Annotated in this window: 9 protein-coding genes; 2 read left to right on the forward strand and 7 right to left on the reverse strand. The window is 38.6% G+C overall.

All coding sequences use genetic code 11. The annotated features are described in order from the left end of the window. The 6 genes from KPC_RS10510 to basE form a co-directional block, all read right to left on the reverse strand. Positions 1 to 679, reverse strand: a 679-nt coding sequence (locus KPC_RS10510; RefSeq protein ID WP_146196640.1) for a thioesterase II family protein, incomplete at its 3' end; no start/stop codon positions are given. 73 nt (positions 680 to 752) lie between these two features. Then, positions 753 to 2,345, reverse strand: a complete 1,593-nt coding sequence (locus KPC_RS10515) for an ATP-binding cassette domain-containing protein (protein ID WP_121974333.1) — start codon at positions 2,343 to 2,345, stop codon at positions 753 to 755. After that, positions 2,342 to 3,952 (reverse strand): ATP-binding cassette domain-containing protein, encoded by a 1,611-nt coding sequence (locus KPC_RS10520; protein ID WP_213065892.1) that lies wholly within the window; start codon positions 3,950 to 3,952, stop codon positions 2,342 to 2,344. Before KPC_RS10520 ends, KPC_RS10515 begins: the two co-directional genes overlap by 4 nt. Positions 3,953 to 4,172: 220 nt before the next feature. Continuing rightward, the gene (locus KPC_RS10525) at positions 4,173 to 5,324 is read right to left on the reverse strand and encodes a histidine decarboxylase (RefSeq protein ID WP_121974334.1); all 1,152 of its coding nucleotides are present in this window, start codon (positions 5,322 to 5,324) and stop codon (positions 4,173 to 4,175) included. A gap of 117 nt (positions 5,325 to 5,441) precedes the next feature. After that, a complete protein-coding gene (locus tag KPC_RS10530; RefSeq protein ID WP_121974335.1) occupies positions 5,442 to 6,311 on the reverse strand; it encodes an isochorismatase in 870 nt (289 codons plus the stop codon). Positions 6,312 to 6,329: 18 nt separating this feature from the next. After that, positions 6,330 to 7,958, reverse strand: coding sequence for a (2,3-dihydroxybenzoyl)adenylate synthase BasE (gene basE / locus KPC_RS10535; RefSeq protein ID WP_121974336.1), 1,629 nt, complete (start codon positions 7,956 to 7,958; stop codon positions 6,330 to 6,332). A 222-nt stretch (positions 7,959 to 8,180) separates the two neighbouring features. Between basE and KPC_RS10540 the strand changes: the two genes are divergently transcribed. Continuing rightward, positions 8,181 to 11,084 carry a condensation domain-containing protein gene (locus KPC_RS10540; RefSeq protein ID WP_228212223.1) on the forward strand — a complete coding sequence of 968 codons (2,904 nt, stop codon included), beginning with the start codon at positions 8,181 to 8,183 and terminating at the stop codon, positions 11,082 to 11,084. A gap of 47 nt (positions 11,085 to 11,131) precedes the next feature. Then, positions 11,132 to 12,442, forward strand: a complete 1,311-nt coding sequence (gene basC, locus KPC_RS10545; protein ID WP_121974338.1) for a putative histamine N-monooxygenase — start codon at positions 11,132 to 11,134, stop codon at positions 12,440 to 12,442. A gap of 62 nt (positions 12,443 to 12,504) precedes the next feature. Here basC and KPC_RS10550 read toward each other — a convergent pair whose 3' ends face one another. Beyond that, positions 12,505 to 14,745 (reverse strand): TonB-dependent receptor, encoded by a 2,241-nt coding sequence (locus KPC_RS10550; RefSeq protein ID WP_121974339.1) that lies wholly within the window; start codon positions 14,743 to 14,745, stop codon positions 12,505 to 12,507. Positions 14,746 to 14,847 lie beyond the last annotated feature (102 nt).

Below are 14,847 nucleotides of genomic sequence, written 5' to 3' on the forward strand. Positions count from 1 at the left end.
GAATTAAAGTATGTCTGTTTAAAAAATAGAAGTGGTCACCTGTTAGTTCAACGCAGCCTAACCAGTTTTCAGTATGTTGCTGCCATGCATCCATGACACTTTGATCTGGAATATCTGGATCATCTTTACCATAAAAGGCAATAATAGGTACTTCTGTTTTATCTATACTTTCACTTAATAGTTGATCGCTAATATAAAAATCATTGCGAATGATTTTAAGAAAAAATGCCAAGGCTTCATTATTATTTAAAATTTCATCAGGAAAATTATTATATCGCTTCAATTCACTTATAATTTTTTCATCACTGAGCTCATGTTTATAGCGCATATGTTGAATATACTGATGCTCAGGACGACTACTTATAACAATCAATTTCAACTGATCAATAACATTTTTTTGAGCAAGATGGTCTAAAACCTTCCAAATTAAACCGCCCCCAACACTATGCCCAAACAAGATGAAAGATGTCTCTGAATGAACAGATATCTGGTCTACAATCTGGCTTGCCAGAAGGTCTGGATCATCAATTAATGGTTCATTTATTTTGATACCATGACCGGAGTATTCTATAGGAATAATCCGAATATTGTCAGAGATGATTTTTTTCCATGAGTGATAAATACTTGCACTACTTCCAGCTGGTGGCAAACAAAACATATTACATCGATATGTATTCATTTGATAACTCTCCATATTTCAAGCACTTTTATCATGGAAAAATGCTTGAATTAGGTAATTTATAATATTAAAGCTAAACAGCAGAATTTAATGTTATGCTCTGAGTAGGTTGCCAGATACTTGCATCACGATGTGTAACGAAAATAACCGTAGCACTCACCCCCAATATCGTTTTGACAATTTCCTGCTCAGTTGTTTCATCGAGTGCAGATGTTGCTTCATCCAAGATTAAAATTGGCGCATCTTTGAGCAATGCCCGAGCAATCGCAACACGTTGCCGCTCACCACCTGATAATGCGGTGCCTTGTTGCCCTACTGATTGGTCTATTCCTTCCGCTGCGCGATCGATGACTGTGCCTAGTGCTGCAAGTCTTGCAGCAGTTTCAATCTCAGCTTTTGTTGCATCAGATTTACCGATGCGAATATTTTCAGCCAAACTTCCTGTAAACAGGATCGGCTCTTGAGCTACATAGGCAATATTTTCAACCAGATCTTCATACTTTATTTGGTCAAGTGATATTCCACCAAGAGTAATTTGCCCTTTTTGTGGATCATCGAATCGTGTAAGTAACTCAAGCAATGTACTTTTACCACTACCACTTGGTCCAGTCACCCATACTCTTGCACCTGCCAGGATATCAAATGAAATGTGCTCAAGCGCTGGTTTATAACTGACATTCTGGACTGAAATATCAAAACCAACAGGTACTTTAGAATGTAATGCTTCAGGTAACTCAGGTGCATGTGTGATCTGATTGAAGTTTCGAAGTGCTGCAAACAGATCATTTATATTTAATCCTGCAGTGGCAAGTTCTGCTAGTGGTGCTGCTGCCCGTCCAATTAATACGAGTAATGCCAGAACCAAAGCTGCATTATCTGTCCCGATCATTACAAGATAAATCGCTATTCCAGTTATAGGCAAAACACTTGCTATAGTCGCGATAAAAGTGGCAAATGCTGCAACACGATTAATGCTTGCTAATATCGCTTCTTGTTCTACCCAGCGATGTTCTATTCGCTGAATTGCACCAGCTGGACCTGCTGCTGTTCGCAAGAGTTCAATATGATCGACCAACTCTAAGGTTGCCTGTGACGCACTTAAATCAGAACCATTACGTCTTGCATCAGCTCGAATCAATGAACGTTGAGCCAGAAATTGAACGGATAAAGAAATTAAAAGTAGAAACAATGCCACTAACGCAGCATTTAATCCAGCAAGGGTTGCAATACCGATCAATAAAAATAGCGGCATCAAGGGCGCATGTAAAAAAGTTTGCAATTGATGCGCAGGAATACTCATGAAACCTGGTATTCCTTGCCCAGCAATGGTTTTAATCTGGGCACGTTGTTCACTACCAAACCAAGAAAGTTTGGCTCGCGCTAAAGATTTACCTAATTCAGCAAATAAATCACCCGCTAAACGCACACCAGTTAAAAATCCAGCTCGTGTAACAATGACAGTCATTAATATAGCGACAACCGCACTAATGAATACCCAGTTTGGTGCATAGTGATTCACTATTGCAAAAGCCAATACGCTATAGGCTATTGCTTCAATTGCAGCAACCATGATCCAGCCTATAGCAACTGCAATTAGCCTTTTCCTGGCGACCCGAGGAAGCATAGAAAATATCTGATCTTTTTTTAACTTATTAATAATACTCATAAAGATCTTCCTGAATCACTGATCACATCAAGTGCCAATCTGGCATCAGCCTCGGCAGCTAAAGCCAAATCATGTGTCACCATAACAATTGTTTTATTTTTCTGCTTAGCCAAATCCTGTAATTGCTGCATTAACTTTGTGGAATTTGCTTGATCTAGTGCGCTTGTAGGTTCATCTAACAGAATAACGGAGGCATTTGTTAAAAATGCCCGTGCTATCCCAACCCGCTGTTTTTCTCCACCTGAAAGCAAGGTCGCATCTGTATTTAAATCTATTTTTAATTGGGCTTTAAGTAATGCTTGCTCAAGTTGTTGATCATCTGCATTAACAGCAGATAAGGCTAAGTTTTCTTTTACTGTAGCTGGTAATACATCTCCTCCCTGAGGGATAAATAATATCTGTTGATGCCTAAGCTTTTCATTAAGTTGTGATAAATCGGTTTTTGCAAACTGGACACGTCCCTTTTGCAAGACATCTAAACCTGCAAGCACCTTCAACAAGCTTGTTTTCCCTACACCACTTGGCCCTGTAATAGCAGTAATGGACTGATTTGGAAATGAATAATTCAATTGATCAAACACACACTGACCATCAATCACAAAACTTGCGTCTACAATCTCAAATGCTGAGTCAGTTTCAAGTTGTTGTATATGTCCTGATGTAAGTATTGGTTCTTTTAAAAAAGCAGATAAACGACTTGCTGCCGCACGACCTGCTGCAACATAATCCAGACCATGCCCTAATCGCAGTGATGGAGTAACAATAGCTAGACTAAAGAAAAGTGTTGCAGCCAGTGTCATCGTGTCATATTGATAAGCTACAAAATAGGCTATGGCAAAGGTTGCCACTGCTTGTAACAACGCTACTGCTATAGCTGCAAGTGTTGCCACTTTGCTGACCCATGAAACCATATTCTTGGTAAAGTGCTGTGTAGATTGGGTATAGGAAGATAATGCACCCGACTGTTGACCATAAATACGATTGTCACGAATACCACGTGCATAGTCATCAGCCGCCGCAATTATATCGAGCATGACCTGCATACGTGCAGCTCCATCTCGTTTAGATACATGTGGCACAATGATCAGATAATACAATGAAGCAATCGCTCCAGGTAACAAAACCCAGAGTGCCACAGGTCCAACCAGTATCATTAACAGAAAAATGGAAACCAATGGGATAACAGCAAAAATAGCAATTTCTGAAGGTAAGTGAGCCACCATATAATGCAATGTGGCAATATCATCTGAAACCAAACGCTTTAAAGTCTGATCTCCCTGTTTTGAAAGTGTGGTCGCGGGTAATCGAGTGATATGGTGAGCAACCTGACGACGTAATCGGGCTGAAAACCCTGCTTCAGCATAATGAACGATCCATGATGCGAGGGCTGCTAAAGCTGCTCCGGTGAGCCAGCATCCGACAGATAATATCACCCAATACGACGTCAGATTACCCACTAGCTGAACCATACACCAAAGTGCTGCCAACATCGCTAAACCAGAAAATACAGCAGCTAAAGTTCCCGCCAATAATTGAGGCAATGCAGGGCGAAATGCTGGTGCTAATGAAGGGTCAATCATTAAACGCCCCAGACTTAAATCACTCATGCTCGCCTCTCTTGATGATTATTGATAAAACATGAGATGTGTTAAACCTAAAATAGATTGCAAGGTTATGATTTTCCGTTGGTAGATCAGATAAAATATTATATAAAACTTGTTTTTGTTGAATGTTAGATTGCATAAATCACTTCCTAAGCTATATTTAGATTATTTTCCAGGTACTTAAATTAATAGTTATCCGATCGGAGTTGATTGCTTGACTTGACTAAAAACAGGCTGAGCGTTTGGACTCACCTTGCAGATTAAAAATAACATCATCAATTAAACTATCTATTTTCTGACTATCTTGATGGTGTGCAGTGGTAATTAAATGAGCCATGTTGCCTGAAGTTGCGAGATAATGTTTTTTCCAAACATGTTCTGAAGGACATGGAAAAACTACTGTAATTGAATTCAGGTTACGCCAGGCATGTACGCCTGCTGCTTGAAAGCGACCAACAGCATACTCTGCCATTTTTAGACAATGTTGAATCCGTTGTTTTCTCTGTAAAAATGATTGACTACGTATTGCTGCCCACATCAACAAGACGGTATGTCCATTACGTGAACCACTAATGGTCTGATCGCGGGTGGAAATATAATCAACATCTACTGCTATTCGGTCTACATTTTGACGTTTAGCGACAACAATTCCGCAAGGAATAGGTGAGCCAATCATCTTATGACCTGATACACAGATTGAATCAACACCATCAGCGAAAGAAAATGCCTGAGGATGATCAACAAAAGGTAAAATCATGCCACTCAATGCAGCATCAGCATGAATATAATAATCGCGTCGCTGAATTCCTATTTGTTTTAATCGTTTTTGAATCAATTCAATATCATCTATTGCACCGGTCATGGTTGTACCAATATTGGCAAAAATGATGGGATGCTTTTCTTGATGAGACTGGATTTTGTTGATCAGATCATCTACGTTTATTTCACCATTATCCAATGATTCAATCACACATGCTTTCATTTGCAATAGTTTGGCAATTTTCACCACCGAATAATGCGTATCTCTGGAATAATACAAGGTCGCATCTGGAAATAATTCGCGTGCCAGATAACAACCAAACATATTGCCTTCTGTACCGCCATTAGTGACATAACCCCAGCTTTCTTCAAAGGGAATCTGAAAGATTTCAGCAAAATACTGCATTACATCCTTTTCAAAATCAAAGGAATTTAGAGCATAATTACTATAGTCTTTCCAATCTCCACAATTATTTATAGAGAATTTAAAAAATCGATATAAGGCAGAATAATCAAAATCAGCAGACTCTGGATAACCAATATTAAAGTACTGATGTTTTAAGCAGTAATTCCAAAAGCCTTCTATTCTGTCTTGATCAGTAGGCGATAAAATCATTTTTTGCTCCGTTGCCATGACGACTAGATATCGTCTAAGGAGTCGCTATATAAGATTTAAATTTTGTGCATAAATTTAGCGACTACGATTTGCGTTGTGCCACATAATGACAAGCTCCTATCCCGCAATCCTTTGCCTTGCATCAACCAACGACCACCAGTTTGATAAAGATGGGTTACGTCCTAATTCTTCAAAACTGACATTAATTCCTTGTCCTTTAAGCTCGGATGCAAACTGCATGATGCGCAAAGAGTCCAAGCCATAAAGGATAAGATTTTCCTCTGGATCTAATTCATCTTCTTCTATGAGCTGTTGTATTTTCTGTTCTAACCACTGACGAGTCATAATATTTGGGGCATCAATGACTAAGGATTTAGTATCAATAACTTGACCACAGCGTGAAGAGACATATTTCAGAGCCAGACGATGTTCTTCTTCAGAAAAATCGGCAACTGCATCACCCACCAAAAATGGCTGTATATCATTCATAAATGCTTCAACTGCTGTGACCATGCAGCCAATATGTGCATAGACACCACCAATAATGAGCTGATCACGATTCCAGTTTTGCATTTGCTCAAGTAAATCTGAACGTTTAAAAGCGCTGTAACGCCACTTTGTCAAGACAAGGTCATTTTCCGAAGGGGCAAGTTGATCAATAATTTTCTGTTGATCCCTTGTTGAAGCAGGCAAGCCAGATCCCCACATTGCATTAAGTAATGCACGATCTGCGGCAGGTTGCTCATAAGGCTGTGCTGTATATACAACAGGGATATTATGCTGATATGCCCATTGTCTAAGACGTACCAGATTATTAATCAGCGTCTCGATCAGTTCACTTTCCTGATCATAAAAATTTAAAAAATAACGTTGCATATCATGAATTAATAATACGGCTCTACCTGGATCAGGCTGCCAATCTGTTTTGTTATCTGGATAACTTTCTTTTGTGGGGATTGTGTAATTGGAAATTTTTGAAATAGCCATATATTTCTCTATACTTATTCAAGATGTTTTTGATGTATTTAAAATACTGCGAAGTTGTTTCTTATCCACCTTGCCTACTGCGGTAAGTGGTAAGCTTTCGATTAATCTGATCTGATCTGGAAGTTTGTACTGTGCAATACCCAGCTTCATTAAATGGCGTCTGAGTGTGATTGCCTTGAGTTCAGTACTGCGAGAAACAATAAATGCACAGCTTTTTTCACCAAATTGCTCATCGCCAATAGCAACCAACGCTGTATGGATAACATCAGGGTGTAACAGAATCAGTTCTTCGATCTCTTCAGAAGCGATCTTTTCACCACCACGATTTATTTGATCTTTAATACGTCCAGCTACATGCAAATTACCGTCTGCAGTTCGTTGAACAAGATCACCAGAATAATAAAAACCTTCCTGATCAAATACCTGTGAATTATGTTCAGGACTTTGATAATAACCGCAGAAAGTATAAGGGCCACGAGTTGCAAGCATTCCAACCTCACCCTCTGCAACCTCTTGCCCCGATTCATCTACAATTTTGATTTCATCATCTGGGCTGATTGGTCGACCTTGAGTGGTAAATATTTGCTCATCAGGATCATCTAATCGGGTGTAATTGACTAATCCTTCTGCCATACCAAACACTTGCTGTAGCTGGCAGTTCAAGATTACTGGAACCTGACGCGCTAAAGATTCAGGAAAACTTGCCCCACCTACCTGTAACAATTTTAAGGACTGGATCTGATCTAAATATTGTGGAGCTTCTTGCAACCACATAATGACTGCACTAGGCACCAGAGATGCCATATTGACTTGATGACGCTGAATGATTGAAAAACAATTTGATGGTTCCGGATTAGCTGCCATCACCATACAACCGCCCACATGAAAAACGCCTAATGCCCCAGGGGAACTCAGCATAAAATTATGTGGGGCAGGAATAGCACAAAGCAGTCGTGTATCTGGTGTTAAAGCACAGATGGCTGCACTCGCACGAACACTATAATCATAGTCATTATGAGTTCTAGGTATAAGCTTTGGTGTTCCTGTACTACCACCTGACAATTGAAAAAATGCAACCTGATCTGCTGGTGTAGGGAAAAAATTTAAAGAAGTATCAGATGGCGTTTCTAACCACTCAGACAACGCCAACTCATTGTTTTCATGATTAAGCATTAAAATAATTTCAGGATTTAAACCTGATTCATCAAGTGCATGGATAAATACGTCATTGCTAAAAACTTCATGCTGCCTTGATGCAATCAACAGTTTCGGCTGAATCTGTTTTATAAAAGCATTCAGTTCATATTGACGATGACTATATAAAGCATTTAATGGAGCAATCCCTGCCTTGAGTAAAGCAAAAAATACCATATAAAATTCAGCTACATTAGGAAGCTGAACCAATGCAGTATCTCCTTGACCTAACCCTTTCTCAGCCAATCGAGAAGCCAAATTAGACGATAGACGGTCTAATTCTGCATAACTAAAAATGCGCTCTCCACAAATAATTGCGGGAGAATCAGGATAAGATTTTGTACTTGTCGTTAATATGCGTGTCAAAGGCTGGTCGATCCAATAACCTTTACTTCTATACAGCTTCGCCCTTTCCTCTGGCCAAGGCGTAAATTCTATCTTTAGATTTTTCATATCATTTTAAATATTCAATTTGGTTATTCATTCACAAGCTATAGATCTAACTCGTTTTTTTATTTCCTTTGAAATACTGGGATGAAGATCAAATCTGGATACCATCAAAAGGAATGCCTTGAGATAAAAATAATCTGTGTATTTGCAAAGGTATATGAAAACAATTAACAAATGCAACTAGTAATCATTATCATTTATTTGTATGATGCTTAAACAAGATTAATTTGTCAACCGAGTTATCGTGCAATGAGTGAATTAACTTCGATGCAAGCAGCCTGTTGGTTTGGGCGCTCTAATAACGCAATTTTGGGCGGAGTTTCTGCTCATCTTTATGCTGAGTTTGATGGACAATTTATTGATACAAATAGACTAAATTCAGCAATTGAACGACTTTATCAAGAACATGAACTACTGAGGTTAAACATAAATGCAGATGGGATTCCAAATATTGTCCCTTTTATACATATTCCAAGATTAGAAATTGATGATTTTTCAATGCTCAGTAGTGATGAGCTTGAGCAAAAACTTTTACAAAAAAGAGAGCAATGGACTCATCAACAATTAGATTTAACCCGTGCTGAAACTGCAAAGTTTTCCATAAGCCTTTTTAAAAATAATATTTTTCGTTTTCATGTCGATACAGATATGATCGCGATAGATCCATCCAGCTTCCGCAGACTCATGGAAGACCTTGCATTATTTTATGAAGATATCGATACGGTATTTTTAGCTCCACCCTCTTTTTTTAATTGGTATGACAAGGTTCGCTCAGACGCGGATTTTAAAAAATTGCGCAATAGAGATCGCTTATGGTGGAAAGCACGCCTTGCTGATATTGCCCCTGCCCCCTCTTTACCTTTTTGTGGTAATGAATCAGCAAAAGCCCAAAGCTATCGTTTAAATACCTGGTTACAACCTGCTGAAAGAAACGCATTAAAACAACTGGCAAGATCACAGCAGATTACTCTTTCCAGTTTAGTCTTAAGCCTGTTCGCATTTACCTTACACAAATCAACTCAAGATCTGAGTTTTAGATTAAATGTTCCTGTTTTCTGGCGTGAACTACTTTACCAAGATATAAGACGGACGATTGGTGATTTTGCGAATTTGGTGATTTTGAATGTGCACATGGCTCATGTTGATACAATCGCGGCACTGGGTAAACAAATTGCCAGTCAGATGATTGAGTTACTTGAACATTCACATTATTCAGGTGTCAACGTAATGCGTGACTTATCACGTTATCATGGCTCAGCCCAGCTGGCTCCTGTTGTATTTACCTCAGCATTAGACCTACCAGAAGGTGAACTATTTTCAGAACGCGTTAAACATGTTTTTGGCTCAATGAATTGGACTATTTCTCAAGGGCCTCAAGTTGCACTGGATGTACAAGTTGCGAACATGGATGGTGGAATTTTAATTAATTGGGATATCCGCATAGATGCCCTGCCTAAAGACTGGATTACAGATTTATTTCATTCATTTAGTTCACTTCTCAAACAAGTAGCAGCCGAACCAGAACGATTAAACACACCTCTTGTACATTTAGACCATTCTTTATCAAAAGAAACAAATATGCAAAAACCCTTAAATACACTACAAAAAGCGTATTTATTGGGGCGTACGACTTCATTACCACTTGGTGGTGTAGCAATGCAGGAATTCCGTCAGTACCACGGAAGCATGGATATAGTGTTATTAAAACAACGACTGACTGAAATGGTACGACGTCATGAAAGTTTACGCACCTATATTGATAAAAATAAACTGATTCAGTTTGTGAGTGACCAAGAAGTTATTCAACTCACTGAAATTGATTTAACTGCCTTAACTCCTGAACTCGCTGCTCAACATATACAAGCACATAAATATCATTATACTCATGCACTTTTTGATCTTGACCAGCCACCTTGGGACATCACTGTATTTTTATTAAAAGATCATCTTTTGACGATATTTGTACGTTTCGATGCCTTAATTTTAGATGGTCGATCGATTGCAGCACTCATGCTTGAGTTATTTGATGGTCAACAGCATGAAATTGAAGAACAAACTGTAGTAACGACAAGTGAAAACAACATATCCCAGCGCCAGTCTGACATGGCGTATTGGGAACAAAAGCTGTCTCAAGTTGCCCATGCACCACAGCTTCCATGGGATGCATCTTTACAAGATGTAATAACATCACGTTATCAGCGTAAGAGCCTTGTCATTGCTCCAGACCAATTTAAACAAATGTCTAAAGTTGGTGCAAAACAAGCCTTATTTAAAAACTCTGTAATCATGTCAGTTATTTTACAGGTACTTGCCTACTGGAGTCATGATGGTTCATTATGTGTAGCTGTTCCAACATTGCCATTATATGCAGGACCATTTTCAAATAGTTCGACATTTATTGCTATTGAATGGAAGCATTCCCAGCATATGGTTGAACAGGCAACTCTATTACAAACAGATATTCTAGAAGGATTACAACATCTATCATTTTCTGGCGTCGATCTGGCCAGACTTCTCTTTGAAAAATCGGGCTCAGGCCCTGTATTACCTGTGGTTATTACCAATGGTCTATCATGGCCTGTCCTTGCTGAATCTATGCTTATAAAACAACAAGATGGGCTCACTCAAACACCTCAAGTCGCAATTGATATCCGCTTTAGTATGCAAAGTAATGGTGCTTTGCAATTCAATATTGACTACGCTGAAGCTGCAATTTCAGCAGAAATGATTGATGATTTTTTGAATGCACTTAAATATGCAATTGATCAGATTACTCACAGTGGAGTATTTAATGTTGAGCTTTCAGATCATTTTGCCGAACTGCAAAGCAAACGGCACTATTTCAATAATTATAGTTTAAAAAATCAGATCATCAGGGAGCAAACAACCGTTAAAGAAAAAACATCGCAACGTAATCAATTATTAAATATTTATTTAGAAACTCTAGGTCAACCTGAAAATGCTTCCTTCGATGATTTGACACATTTCATCAATATGGGACTACGTCCACACCATTTAAAGATCATTTCTCAACGTATCAATGAAACTTATGCAATTCAACTTTCTCCCGCTCAGCTCATCCATTGCCGTGATGTGACAGAAGTAGAAAAACTAATTGCACAATATTAACACTCAATTTGAATTTTAACCGTTTCGGAACTACATAAAGTATAAACATGAAAAATATAGATATTACTGGAATTGGTATTGGACCATTCAATTTAGGATTAGCAGCATTACTTTCTCATCACCCTGATGTCAAAGGCGTATTTTTAGAACGAAAACCAGAGTTCCGTTGGCATGAAGGACTCTTGTTACAAGGTACAACACTACAGGTTCCCTTTTTTGCAGATTTAGTCACTATGGCAAATCCTTGTCATCCATTAGGGTATATCAATTACTTGCATCAACATGACCGTTTACATCAGTTTTATTATTACGATAGTTTTCTAATCCCTCGTCGTGAATATGATCATTATTGTCGCTGGGCTTCTAGGCAATTACCTGCCTGTCAATTCGGGCAAAATGTTAATGATGTTCAATATGACTCAAAGCTTGATAAATTTATTGTCGAAAGTGAATCTCATACGGGCGAAAAACAACAATATATGAGTCAAAATTTAGCTATTGGCATTGGAACCAAACCCAGAATTCCGACATGGTTAGCATCATGCAAACACCCGATGGTGATACATTCTGCCGAATTTGCACAAATTCAGGAACAGCTAAAACAATGTAAACAAGTCACAATCATCGGTTCTGGTCAAAGTGCAGCCGAATGTGTTCTGGCACTTTTTAATGCTCTTACTCCTGAACAGGTAGAAGCTGGTGCGTCAATCCGTTGGATTACTCGTTCCGCAGGCTTCCATCCTATGGAATATTCAAAACTGGGACAGGAATGCTTTACCCCAGCTTATATGCAATACTTCCAGAGTTTGCCAAGAGAAAAACGGCGTGAAATTGCGGCAAATCAAGGTCTCATTTATAAAGGAATCAGTTTTACAACCATCGGTGATATATACGATATTCTTTATGAGCGCTCTGTTGGTGATGCAAACTCTGGCCTAAGTCTATATTCAAGCTGTGAAGTCGAATCTATTGAAATACTTTCATCGGGCTCTCTACGCATAACGTGTTTGCATACACAATTAGAGCAAAAATGCCATTTTGAAACAGACGCTATCGTTACTGCTACAGGTTATGTGCATGATTGGCCCGCATGGTTTGAAAACATGAAAGGTTCAGTTTTAGCAACTGATGAAAAAAAGGATTGCATCGTGCAGGAAGACTTTACTGCTTTACGCTGTGATCAGGGCAAAGGGCGTATTTTTATCCAAAACTCTGAAATCTTTCAACAAGGTGTAGGTTCTCCAGATTTAGGTATTGGGGCTACACGGAACTCTGTCATCATAAATCAGTTACTTGAACGTGAAGTTTACCGTATACCAAAACAGTCATCATTCCAGCACTACGGTTTAGCTAAATAAAATACTTATTTATAAAAAAACCCGCAAAATAGCGGGTTTTTTAATGTATCTATTTCAAGCAATTAAAAATCATATGATGCTGATAGCATGTATGTTCTCGGTGCACCTAAAACCAAGTCAGATAATTGTGGCATGCCCCAATACGCTTTATTGGTTAAATTGTTAATAGTGGCACGAAACGTCACAGGATGGTTAGAAATCTTGGTACTATAACGAGCCCCTACATCTAATAATGTTCGACCAGGAACATGTAATGTGTTTGATTGATTAATATATTGTTTTGAAACCGCAGTTGCATTACCAGACAAGGTCAGAATCCCTTGAGAGACTTGTGTATCCCATTCTGCCCCCAATTTTGCTTGCGTTTTTGGGACACCTTGTGCGATATGACCATTGCTTTCACCTCTTTGTGTTTTGGTCAACTCAGGTTTTATATAACTCATCCCCCCCATTAAACGAACATTTTCAATTGGTGAACCAAAGAATGACCATTCAATACCACGATTTCGTTGTTCTCCATTTGCAGAAAAATAGTTGTTTTCCAAATAGCTATTCGGTTTCTTAATTTCAAAAACTGCAAAGGTATGCGCAAATGACCCTTGATCAAATTTCACTCCCAGCTCTGTTTGTTTGGTTTTCTGTGGAGGTAATATTGTTCCTCGGTTATCTGCTGTGATAGGTGCCTGATCCCCTTTCGTTAAACCTTCAATATAGTTTGCATATACAGAAACTTTATCTGTAGCTTTGATGAGTAAAGCAGCCGCTGGCGTTGTAGCAGATTTACTATATTGTGCTTGTGTATTAGTAGAACTGGTTGGTTTTACAGTTTGGTAGCGTGCTCCTAAAGTGAGTTGCACCCGATCATGAACGAAGGACAAAGTATCAGCTAGTCCATAGCTACTTGTCTCTAATGTTGAGTGAAATAGAAAAGGAGTGTTCATTGGTATATTTGCTCCCCAAACAGGATTATAAATATTGGTATCCCATTCACCAGACTTTCTGCGCCCATAGTCATCTTGTTTATGTTTATAATAGGTCATGTTTACAACCCATTGATGACCAATTGAACCTGTTGTAAAGTTCCCTTTAAGCCCAACATCTGCAGACTTTTTATCAGTTTCAAAAGCAAGCTGAGCTAAAGTCGTTTTAAAATCACCTTGGTTATTTTTTATTTCTGATGAAATTGTACCGTTATATTTATACTTAGTATTACTTTGACCATAATTAGCATAAGCCATTACGTTATCATTTATATCATATTCACCGCGTATCATCGCACCTTTATCTTTGGTTTCAACAAATCCCCAATCTGGATTGAGTAATGTATCTGCCTTAGGCGGTTTTAGGATACCCACATTTGGGTATTTATCCAAATTAAGGCTGATTCCTCTTGTTTGCCCATCAATCCTATCTTCAGCATCATATGCATCTACAGAAATACGTGCTTTTTCACCACGCCAGTCTAACCCTAAAGCAAACTGTTCTGTTTTTTTGTCCTGATGATTTACAGCCCCCTCTCCATCACGATAGACACCATTAAAACGAACACCGAATTCTTTGTTTTCACCAAAACGTCTCCCCACATCTATATGTCCCCCAAACTGCGAATCGGACATATAAGTTGTCGTCAATCTTGCGAGGGGATCCTCTCCTGCCCGTTTAGTGACCAGATTGACTGTACCGCCGACAGAACCTGCAGGTGGCATACCGTTGAGTAGTGCCGATGGACCTTTTAAAACTTCAACACGTTCAAACATTTCAGGAGAGGTACGATAAAATGGGGTAATCCCAAACAATCCATTCATCGACATATCATTGGTATTTGAAGCAAAACCACGAATATAATAGTTTTCACTCCATGCACCACTTGCACCATTGGTAAATACTGATGGATCAGTTGCTGCAATAACATCCGTTATATCTTTTGCTTGCCTATCAGCAACATATTTTTCAGTATAACTGACAGTATTGAATGGGGTTTCCATAAATTTTTTATTGCCAAGAAAGCCAATATTGCTCGATGACGCTATTTGCCCGCCCGCATAAACCTCATTATTTTCAGCCTTTAACCGAATAACAGGCAAAACTGAGTTATCTGTACTTTCTTTTTGTTGTGTTGAACTTGTCAACCCACCAGTAATCTCGGCATAGGCATGCGGCATACACATAAATACTGTACCCAAAGCACTTCCAAAGATTAATGCCAGACGTGCAGATACAATACGGTTGAGGATAAATGATGCTTTTTCCTGTACCACCAATGATTTATTTCTTAATTTATGACTGCAAATATATTTGTTCATAGGAGATTCCTTAGAATTTTAATGATTGTTCTATACATCACCTGCTTTTTTTAAAAGCATAGTTTTTAAATATTTATTAATAAATTCAACAACAAACAAATC

Source organism: Acinetobacter stercoris (assembly GCF_900323515.1).
GTDB classification, from domain to species: domain Bacteria; phylum Pseudomonadota; class Gammaproteobacteria; order Pseudomonadales; family Moraxellaceae; genus Acinetobacter; species Acinetobacter stercoris.

What these genes read in the sequence shown, in the direction of transcription:
- KPC_RS10515 (WP_121974333.1), bottom strand. Translation starts at nt 2,345, where the DNA reads ATGAGTATTATTAATAAGTTAAAAAAAGATCAGATATTTTCTATGCTT.
- KPC_RS10520 (WP_213065892.1), bottom strand. Translation starts at nt 3,952, where the DNA reads ATGAGTGATTTAAGTCTGGGGCGTTTAATGATTGACCCTTCATTAGCA.
- KPC_RS10525 (WP_121974334.1), bottom strand. Translation starts at nt 5,324, where the DNA reads ATGATTTTATCGCCTACTGATCAAGACAGAATAGAAGGCTTTTGGAAT.
- KPC_RS10530 (WP_121974335.1), bottom strand. Translation starts at nt 6,311, where the DNA reads ATGGCTATTTCAAAAATTTCCAATTACACAATCCCCACAAAAGAAAGT.
- basE (WP_121974336.1), bottom strand. Translation starts at nt 7,958, where the DNA reads ATGAAAAATCTAAAGATAGAATTTACGCCTTGGCCAGAGGAAAGGGCG.
- basC (WP_121974338.1), top strand. Translation starts at nt 11,132, where the DNA reads ATGAAAAATATAGATATTACTGGAATTGGTATTGGACCATTCAATTTA.
- KPC_RS10550 (WP_121974339.1), bottom strand. Translation starts at nt 14,745, where the DNA reads ATGAACAAATATATTTGCAGTCATAAATTAAGAAATAAATCATTGGTG.